Below are 7,234 nucleotides of genomic sequence, written 5' to 3'. Positions count from 1 at the left end.
ACGGCAGGTGCGCGTGCCGGAACCCGCGAGCCCGGCATGATCCAAACGAGAGGCCCTAAGACGCAGCGGCCGCGGGCACCCGCAGCACGGCCAGCACCGGCAGGTGGTCGCTCGCGGCCAGCAGGTCGCCCTCGGCCACGCCGGGCAGCCCGGCCGGGACACCGCAGCCGAGCACCTCGATGCCCCGGGTCGCGAAGAGCGCGTCGATCCGCTTGCGCGGGTCGTGCGGCGGGAAGGTGTGCTCGCCGCCCCGGGGCCGTACCGTCCAGCAGTCCTGGAGCCGCCCGGCCAGCCGGCGGAACGCCTGCCCGCTCGGTACGTCGTTGAGGTCACCGCCCACCACGGCGTGCTCCACCCCCATCGCGTCCAGCCGGCCGAGCAGCGACTCCGCCTGGGCGAGGCGCTCCTCCCGCTGGAGGCTCAGATGGCAGCTCAGCACTCCGATCCGGGTGCCCGCGATCCGCACGACCGCGGTGGCGAAGCCCCTGCGGTGCAGTCCGGGGGTGAGCGGCAGCAGGACGTCCTCGGTGCGCTCCACCGCGGCGCGCAGCGAGCAGAGCAGCAGCGGTCCGGCCGCGGTGGCTCCGCCGCCGAGGACCACCAGATCGGTGGCGGCGGCGAGCCGGGCGGCGCGCTTGCGCCAGCGGAAGAAGCGCGGCGCCTCCTGGACCAGGACCAGATCGGGTGCGCAGGCGCGGATCACCCGGGCCAGCGCCGCACCGTCGTCACGCATCGACCGGATGTTGTAGCTGAGCACTCTGATGACGGCCGAGCCGTCCTGCTCGGTACGGGATTCTGGCAGCGACATCATGGCCATGCCGCTCACGATACGGCGGACGCCCGCCGCTCCCCGAGAGGGGCGCGACGGGCGTCCGGCATGTCCGTGGTGCCTGGGTGGATCAGCCCTGCCGGGCCAGGTCCGCCGCGCCCACCAGTCCGGCCTTGCCGCCCAGTTGGGCCGCGAGAACCTGGGCGTGCGGACGCCACTCGCCGCCGATCAGCCAGCGCCGGAACGACTTGCGGATCGGATCGAGGACCAGCTCGCCCTCGTCCGAGACGCCGCCGCCGACGATGAAGGCGGACGGGTCGAAGAGCGAGGCGAGGTCGGCCAGTCCGGCACCGGCCCAGCGGGCCAGCTCGCGGAACGAGTCGACGGCCACCGGGCAGCCCTGCCGGGCGGCCTCACTGATGTGCTTGCCCTCGATGCCCTCGACCGTGCCGTCGCCGAGCGACAGCAGGATCGTGGCGTTCTCGGGGGTGGCGTTGGCCCGCTGCTTCGCGTACCGGACGAGCGCCCGCCCGGAGGCGTACTGCTCCCAGCAGCCCTGGCTGCCGCAGCCGCAGAGCAGACCGTCCGGGACGACCCGGATGTGGCCGAACTCGGCGGCCACGCCGAAGCGTCCGCGGCGCAGCTTGTTGCCGATGATGATGCCGCCGCCCAGCCCGGTGCCGAGCGTGATGCAGATGACGTCCTCGTGGCCCTGGCCCGCGCCGAAGCGGTACTCGCCCCAGGCAGCCGCGTTGGCGTCGTTCTCGACGACCACCGGGAGGCCGACGCGCTGCTCGACCTTGTCCTTGAGCGGCTCGTGCCGCCAGTTGATGTTCGGTGCGAACAGCACCGTGGCACGCTTGTCGTCGACGTATCCCGCCGCGCCGATGCCGACGGCCTCGACCGGGTGCCCCTCGCTCGCGCCGGACACCGCCGCCGCGATCGCGTCCACGATGCCTTCGGCCGTCGGCGGGGTCGACACCTTGAAGGTCGAGAGGATGTGGCCCTCTTCGTCGACCACTCCAGCTGCGATCTTCGTGCCGCCGATATCGACGCCGATGGTGAGTCCCATGAATCCCTCAGTTTCGGTCGAGCCCCGCTGGGGCAACCGTACCCGAGGCCGGGCCCCGCCCCGTCGGCGCCGGTCAGTCCAGGTCGATCTGCTCGCCGGTGCCGGGCCCCTCGTCGCGGGGGTCGGTGGCGTCGTCCGCCTTCTTTTCGGTGCCCGCGGGGTCGCCCGCACCCTGGGTCCAGCGGCGTTCCTGACCCTCGACGGCGGAGCGGTAGGCGGCGAGCAGTTCGCCGCCGGCCGCGGCGATGTGGTCGAAAACGTCTGGATTGCGTTCGATGACGGGTTCGACCGCGGACTTCGCCTGCTTGATGACCTGCTGCACCGCGCCCTGCGCCGCCATGCCGAACAGCGGCGACTGGAGGGAGGAGACCTTGTCGGCCACCGCGTCGATCAGCTTGCGCAGCTCCTCGGCCGCGGAGCCGGGCGGCGGTCCGTACTCGGCACGGCGGCGGGCCTTCTCGGCGGCGAGGTCCTCGGCGCAGGCCTGCGCCCACGCGTCGTCGTCGACGGGACGATCGGTGGCTTCGCTCATGGCGGACTCCTGCGACGTGATGGCCGGCGGCCCGGCAGACGGGACCCGTACCTACGACGGTACCCGAACGGTGACAGGGCAGGCCGTGAGCCGTTCAGCTCGTCCTGGGCCACAGGTCCGGGTCGGGCGTGAACCGGACGCGCAGCACCCCGTCCGTGAGCGCGGCGCCGGAGACGGTGCAGCGGCGCAGCGCGGACTCCAGGGGCACGATGCGGTGGAACGGGCCGACGGTGAGCAGGAGTTCGCTGCCGCGGCGGACCAGCTGGAGGTCCTTCTTGACCGCTCCGGGCAGCCGCAGGCACCAGACCAGTATTCCGTCCGGTCCGACGGCCCCGTCCGGCGCGCCGGATTCCTCGATCCACCAGGGATCCTCGGCACGGCCCGGGGCCCGGCCGTCCATGGGCACGCCGAGCGTGTCATCGGTGCCGGTGGGACCGGAGGTGCTGGTGAGAGCGGTGAGGTCGTCGGGGCCCTGCGGGTCACGGCCCAGGTGCGGCACCTCCACCGGCGGGGCTTCGGCGGCCCACTCCTCGCGCCAGTGGTCGAGGCACTTCTCCTGCTGTGCGGCGAGCGCCGCGAACCAGGGGTCCGCGGAGTGCCGGGGCAGCACCCGGTTGGCCACCAGCGCATCGACGCGCAGTCCCTGCAGGGCGAGCCCGGTCCGGGCGGTGCGCAGCGCGTCCTCGGCGGCCGGGCCCGGTTCGGCGACCAGCCGGAGTGTGGTGGCCCGGTCCTCGATGAGTGCCTGGACGGCGGCCAGTTCGGCGTCGCGCCGGGCTGCCGCCTCGTACAGCCACTGGGCGGGCATGGGCACCCCGGCCAGCTGGGCGAGCATCGGGCGCAGGGCGCGTGCGGCCTGGCGCTCCTGGGGCAGCAGCCGGCGCAGATAGCGGCGCAGCTGTTCGGGCAGGGCCAGCACGGCGAGGGCTTCGCGCAGCGGCGGCAGGTCGACGACGAGGAGGTCGTAGCCGTCGCGGGACCAGTCGCCCCGAGCGGCGCGGCGGAGGCTGTGCAGGAGGGCGAGCTGGTCGCTGCCGGGGAGTTCGGTGAGCTCCTCACCGTCCAGCTGGTTGCCGCCGAGCAGGCCGAGCACACCGGACAGCTGGTCCTGGAGGGCGAGGAGTTCGCCGCGGAAGTGCTCCGCGGAGTCGGTCCGGACGGACCACAGGGTGTCGGTGACCTGTGCGGGCTCGGTGGCCGAGGGGAAGCCGGGTATGGCGTCCGCCGAGATCAGCAGGGTGCGGGCGCCGCCGCGGGAGCCGGCCAGCGCGGTCGCCGCCGCGACGGTGGTACGGCCGGCGCCGCCGGGACCGGTGACCAGGACCGTACGCACCCGGTCAGGCCTTCGGGACGGACTCGACGCGCTTCTTCAGGCCGGCCAGGGCGCGGTCGATGATGACCTTCTCCGCCTTGCGCTTGATCATTCCGAGCATCGGGATCTTGACGTCGACGGTCAGCCGGTAGGTGACCTCGGTGCGGTCGCCGTCGCCGAGCGGAGCCAGTGCGTAGGAGCCGTCGATGGCGCGCAGCATCTGGGACTTGACCAGGGTCCAGCTGACCTCGTAGTCGCCGATCCAGGTGTACGCGAGGGTGTGGTCGTCCTTGATCGCCCCGGCGTCGAGGACCAGGCGGACCTTCTCGGCGCGGCCGCGGTCGTCGGAGGCGAGCACCTCGGCCTCCTTGACCTCGCCGGTCCATTCCGGATAGCGGTCGAAGTCGGCGATCACGCCCATGACGTCGGCCGGTGCCGCCTCGATGGTGATGCTCGAGCTGGTGTGTTCAGCCATCGCTGTGGCCCTCCAGTGCGGTGTACCGGTCGGTCGGCAGAGGCCTGCCGCCAGAAGGCTATCGCGTGTGCGCCGTGCCTCGGCCCAGGGCCTGCCGGGACGCCCGGTGCGGCCGGGCCCGGTCACCACTCAAGCGCCCACGGCCTGCCGGTCGAGGCGAAGTGGCCGACGTTCACGCACTCGGTGGCGCCGATCCGCATCCGGCGGACCAGGGGCTGGTGGACATGGCCGAACACGGAGTACCGGGGCCGGGTCCGGCGGATGGCGTCGAGCAGGGCCCGGCTGCCGCGTTCGAAACGGCGCGCCACGGTGTCGTACGTCAGCTCCGGGACGTCGGGCGGGATGTGCGTGCAGAGCACGTCGACCTCGCCGACCGCCTCGATCTTGGCGGCGTACTCCTCGTCGCTGATCTCGTACGGGGTGCGCATCGGGGTCCGCAGGCCACCGCCGACGAACCCGAAGACGCGGCCGCCGATCTCGACGTGTTCGCCGTCCAGGACGGTGGTTCCGGGGCCGGCGTACTCGGGCCACAGGCCGGGGATGTCGACGTTGCCGTAGGTGGCGTACGTCGGGGCGGGCAGCGCGGCGAACATCTCGGCGTACTGCTTGCGCACCGCCGAGACGATCGCGGCGTCGCGGTCCACGCCCGACCACAGGCCCCGGCCGAAGTCCCGGGCCTCCTCGAAACGGCGTTCGGTGCGCAGGGCGACGATCCGGTCGGCGCTCTCCACCCCGAAGAGTTCCGGGAAGATGCCGCGCGAGTGATCGGCGTAGTCGAGGAAGAGCACCAGGTCGCCCAGGCAGACGAGGGCGTCGGCACCGTCCCCCGCGCGGGCCAGCGCCTCGGTGTTCCCGTGCACGTCGCTGACCACGTGAATTCGGGTGCGCCGCTCGGCGGCGGCCCCCCGGCTGTTCGGTCCGGCTCCCATGACGATCACCCTAGGACTCCGGCGTCCGCCTGGGTAGAGGCCACCGGACCTGCGGTTACTTCCAGGGCCCGGCCGGGGTGCACTACTGTGCGCGAAAGGCCCGCCTCTATGTGTGACGCGTAAGACATCTGGCCGGAACCCCCTATCCGGAACCGAGTACTGGTGGGTAACGTCCGGGCAGTCCAGTCGTGCTCACCCCACTGAGCACCCGCCATCTTGGACCGCAGCCGGTGCGTCACACAGAGCCGTGGCACCGGAGCCCGATGAGGAGCAGCAGTCTTGCGCGAGTTCAGCCTTCCGGCCCTGTACGAGGTCCCCTCGGACGGCAACCTGACGGATCTCATCCGCCGCAATGCCGCTCAGCATCCCGATGTCGCGGTGATGAGCCGCAAAGTGGCGGGCGTCTGGACCGACGTCACCGCCACGCAGTTCCTGACCGAGGTCAGAGCCGCCGCCAAGGGGCTGATCGCCGCCGGTGTCGAACCCGGCGACCGGGTCGCCCTGATGTCCCGCACCCGCTACGAGTGGGTGCAGCTGGACTTCGCGATCTGGAGCGCGGGCGCCGTCACCGTGCCGGTGTACGAGACCAGTTCGGCCGAGCAGGTCCAGTGGATCCTCGGCGACTCGGGCGCCGTCGCGGTCCTGGTGGAGAGCGACGCGCACACCGAGGCCGTGGCCTCCGTGCGCGACCGGCTGCCGGAGCTGCGCCATGTGTGGCAGATCGACAAGGGCGCGGTCGGCACGCTCACCGCCGCGGGCACGGAGGTCTCCGAGGAGACCGTGGATCTGCGCAGCAGGAGCGCCAAGGCCGACGACCCGGCCACCATCGTCTACACCTCGGGCACCACCGGACGCCCCAAGGGCTGTGTGCTCACGCACCGCAGCTTCTTCGCGGAGTGCGGCAACGTGGTGGAACGGCTCAAGCCCCTCTTCCGTACCGGCGAGTGCTCCGTCCTGCTCTTCCTGCCGGCCGCGCACGTCTTCGGACGGCTGGTCGAGGTCGCCTCCGTGATGGCCCCGATCAAGCTCGGCTGTGTACCGGACATCAAGAACCTCACCGATGAACTGGCCGCGTTCCGGCCGACCCTGATCCTCGGGGTGCCGCGGGTCTTCGAGAAGGTCTACAACTCGGCGCGCGCCAAGGCCCAGGCCGACGGCAAGGGCAAGATCTTCGACAAGGCCGCGAACACGGCGATCGCCTACAGCCGCGCGCTGGGCACACCGCAGGGTCCGTCCGTGGGCCTGCGGTTCACGCACAAGGTGTTCGACCGGCTCGTCTACAGCAAGCTGCGGGCCGTGCTCGGCGGACGCGGCGAGTACGCGATCTCCGGCGGTGCGCCCCTCGGCGAGCGGCTCGGGCACTTCTACCGCGGGATCGGCTTCACCGTCCTGGAGGGCTACGGCCTGACCGAGACGTGCGCGGCCACCGCGTTCAACCCGTGGGACCGCCAGAAGATCGGCACGGTCGGCCAGCCGCTGCCCGGCTCGGTCGTGCGGATCGCCGACGACGGCGAGGTGCTGCTGCACGGCGAGCACCTGTTCTCCGGGTACTGGAACAACGAGGTGGCCACGGCCGAGGCGCTGGCCGACGGCTGGTTCCACACCGGCGACATCGGCACCCTCGACGAGGACGGCTATCTCGCGATCACCGGCCGCAAGAAGGAGATCATCGTCACGGCTGGCGGCAAGAACGTCGCTCCCGCCGTCATCGAGGACCGCATCCGCGGGCACGCCCTGGTGGCGGAGTGCATGGTGGTCGGCGACGGACGCCCGTTCGTGGGCGCGCTGCTGACGCTGGACGAGGAGTTCCTGGGCCGCTGGGCCGAGGAGCACGCCAAGCCGGTCGGCTCCACCGCCCTGTCGCTGCGCGAGGACCCGGAGCTACTGGCCGAGGTGCAGCGGGCGGTCGACGACGGCAACGCCGCGGTGTCCAAGGCCGAGTCCGTACGCAGGTTCCGCATCCTGGCCGCCCAGTTCACCGAGGAGGCGGGCCACATCACGCCGTCGCTGAAGCTGAAGCGGAACGTGGTGGCGAAGGACTTCGCGGACGAGGTCGAGTCGATCTACCGCTCCTGACCGGGGCACCATCGGAAGGGGCCGCCCGCGCATCTCGTGCGGGCGGCCCCTTCCGTGTGCACGGGCCCG

The 7,234-nt window shown here is 72.2% G+C and carries 7 protein-coding genes; 1 reads left to right on the top strand and 6 read right to left on the bottom strand.

Annotation, left to right across the window (positions count from 1 at the left end; genetic code table 11):
• Positions 1-55 precede the first annotated feature (55 nt).
• The 6 genes from J1C73_RS05850 to J1C73_RS05825 all read right to left on the bottom strand — a co-directional run bounded on the left by J1C73_RS05850 (position 56) and on the right by J1C73_RS05825 (position 5,089).
• Positions 56-817, bottom strand: a complete 762-nt coding sequence (locus J1C73_RS05850; RefSeq protein ID WP_207315393.1) for an endonuclease/exonuclease/phosphatase family protein — start codon at positions 815-817, stop codon at positions 56-58.
• Positions 818-899: 82 nt separating this feature from the next.
• Positions 900-1,841 (bottom strand): ROK family glucokinase, encoded by a 942-nt coding sequence (locus J1C73_RS05845; protein WP_207315392.1) that lies wholly within the window; start codon positions 1,839-1,841, stop codon positions 900-902.
• Between the two features lie 73 nt (positions 1,842-1,914).
• On the bottom strand, positions 1,915-2,373 hold the full coding sequence (locus tag J1C73_RS05840; protein WP_123470090.1) for a DUF5304 domain-containing protein: 459 nt from the start codon (positions 2,371-2,373) through the stop codon (positions 1,915-1,917).
• 94 nt (positions 2,374-2,467) lie between these two features.
• Positions 2,468-3,706: an ArsA family ATPase gene (locus J1C73_RS05835; protein ID WP_207315391.1), complete on the bottom strand. Its 1,239-nt coding sequence runs from the start codon at positions 3,704-3,706 to the stop codon at positions 2,468-2,470.
• Positions 3,707-3,710: 4 nt separating this feature from the next.
• Positions 3,711-4,160: an SRPBCC family protein gene (locus J1C73_RS05830; RefSeq protein ID WP_123470095.1), complete on the bottom strand. Its 450-nt coding sequence runs from the start codon at positions 4,158-4,160 to the stop codon at positions 3,711-3,713.
• Between the two features lie 122 nt (positions 4,161-4,282).
• Positions 4,283-5,089: a metallophosphoesterase family protein gene (locus J1C73_RS05825; RefSeq protein WP_207315390.1), complete on the bottom strand. Its 807-nt coding sequence runs from the start codon at positions 5,087-5,089 to the stop codon at positions 4,283-4,285.
• A 279-nt stretch (positions 5,090-5,368) separates the two neighbouring features.
• Between J1C73_RS05825 and J1C73_RS05820 the strand changes: the two genes are divergently transcribed.
• Positions 5,369-7,165, top strand: coding sequence for an AMP-dependent synthetase/ligase (locus J1C73_RS05820; RefSeq protein ID WP_207315389.1), 1,797 nt, complete (start codon positions 5,369-5,371; stop codon positions 7,163-7,165).
• Positions 7,166-7,234: the final 69 nt, after the last annotated feature.

It is taken from the genome of Streptomyces laculatispora (genome assembly GCF_017353455.1).
Classification (GTDB): Bacteria; Actinomycetota; Actinomycetes; order Streptomycetales; family Streptomycetaceae; genus Streptomyces; species Streptomyces laculatispora.
Note: the sequence above shows the minus strand (reverse complement) of the source record. Positions and strands in the feature narration are given on the sequence as shown.